The sequence below is a fragment of the Parasutterella secunda genome (assembly GCF_016901835.1).
GTDB classification, from domain to species: domain Bacteria; phylum Pseudomonadota; class Gammaproteobacteria; order Burkholderiales; family Burkholderiaceae_F; genus Aphodousia; species Aphodousia faecavium.
Genome location: NZ_JACJKX010000036.1, coordinates 1 through 1,806, shown reverse-complemented (window position 1 = coordinate 1,806; position 1,806 = coordinate 1). Strand labels below are relative to the sequence as shown.

Sequence of the window (1,806 nt, the reverse complement as noted above, 5' to 3'; positions counted from 1 at the left end):
TTTTTCTTAAAAATCATATGGATATGCCTTGATTTTTGCCTCAAAGTAGGATATACTTTATATATCCAATGAAAAGAGGCATTCTCTATGGCCGGCACTTACCTTTCTAAGCGTAAACGTAACGATCACTCACTCAATTTTTACGCCGTCACCAATATCTGGAATCCCGAGAAAAAACGTCAGGATAAAAAACAAGTCTTTATCGGTACATTCCTAAACGGTCATTGTCGTTTTAATGAAAAAGCCATCGAGTATGCCGATCTGTTCAAATCCACTGAATATGAGCATGCCTACTGGCTTTGGCGCGAATCCAGAGAAGCCGAGCAAAAACAAGACTGCCTCGTTCGACAGGAATCAATTGTTGATGCCGAAATTAAAAATGCCGGCTTGGATTTATTGTTATCACACATCGCTCACAATTTAAAACTCGATACTTTGCTCGAGCGAGTCTTTGGTGAAAACCTGGCTCAACGAATTTTATCGCTCGCATACTATTGCGCTTTCGACGGTCGACAACCGCTCAGTCGCATGAGCGTTTGGTTTGAAGATCAGCTCTTGCCCTGGGAACACGGTTTCAGTCTCGGAATGATCGAGAAAACCCTGGTTGAAATCACGGCCTCGGAAATTTTGAAGTTTCAACAGACTTGGATGAAACAATTTCCTCGTGACGATCGATTGTCTCTGGATATCACTTCCGTTTCTTCTTACTCACAAAACAGCATTCCCGATGTCAGTCGAGGATATAACCGAGATCGGGAGAATTTGCCCCAGATTAACTTGCTGATGTTGGTCAGCCAACACTCTCGACTGCCTCTATGGTTTGAACAGCTTCCGGGAGCGATTGCCGATATCACAACCATCAAAGATACGATCCGATTGCTCAAAGAGCTTGACGATACGCCTCGCAGCATTGTTTTTGATCGAGGCTTTGCTGATCAAGACAATATCACTTGCCTGATGGACAATCACATCAAATTTACTATGGGTATCCCGCTGTGGCGCTTCCAAGAAGTCAGAGACGAAATTGATCAAGCTCGTCAAGAAATGCTTTTTAATGCCCCTTCTTCAACACTGTCGCTATTTGAGCCGGACTCGGTTTATCAAACTCAAGGGATTACCAAACTCAAGAAGATTAACGGCCACCGTGTCTATTTGCACTTGTATTACACGGATTTCTATCACTCGCAAACCAATCTGCTGTTGATGCAGGACTTGGTGCGAATTGAGCAAATGTTGAAGTCAGGACAAGAGCTGAAACGTCCGACCGATATTGAGTTGGCAAAAAAATGTTTTACGGTCAAAAACACGCCGGTACGCGGTATTCAAGTAAAAGAAAATTTAGAGGCTATCGAACAATTGAGAAACAGTGATTCGGGATACTTTGCCATTTACAGCACGGAATTTAAGGACGCTGAACAAGCCATGTTTGCCTACAAATTACGAGATGGGATAGAAAAACGGTTTGATGATTTGAAAAACGAAGAAGACATGCATCGGATTAGGGTGCATTCCACTCATAACTTACAATCACGACTGTTTATTCAGTTCATTGCTCAAATTCTAAGATGCTCTATCCTGTCTAAATTGCAGTCTGTCGAGGGCGGGCAATTAAGTAAGGTTCAGTCCGTGACGGATTTGCTGTGGAATGTGGCCAGTTTAAGGCGTGTGCATGTTGAAGGTCATCGGCCGTTTTACAAACGGCCGACGAAAACGCAAAGAGAAATTTTCACCTTGTTTGATATCCCGATGAACACTAAAGCTTGGCCTTCAATGCTCTAATTAGGATATACCTCATGAAAATTTAGG

At 42.9% G+C, this 1,806-nt stretch carries 1 protein-coding gene; it reads left to right on the top strand.

Annotation, left to right across the window (positions count from 1 at the left end):
- Positions 1–87: 87 nt before the first annotated feature.
- Positions 88–1,779, top strand: a complete 1,692-nt coding sequence (locus tag H5985_RS09210; RefSeq protein ID WP_205051015.1) for an IS1634 family transposase — start codon at positions 88–90, stop codon at positions 1,777–1,779.
- Positions 1,780–1,806 lie beyond the last annotated feature (27 nt).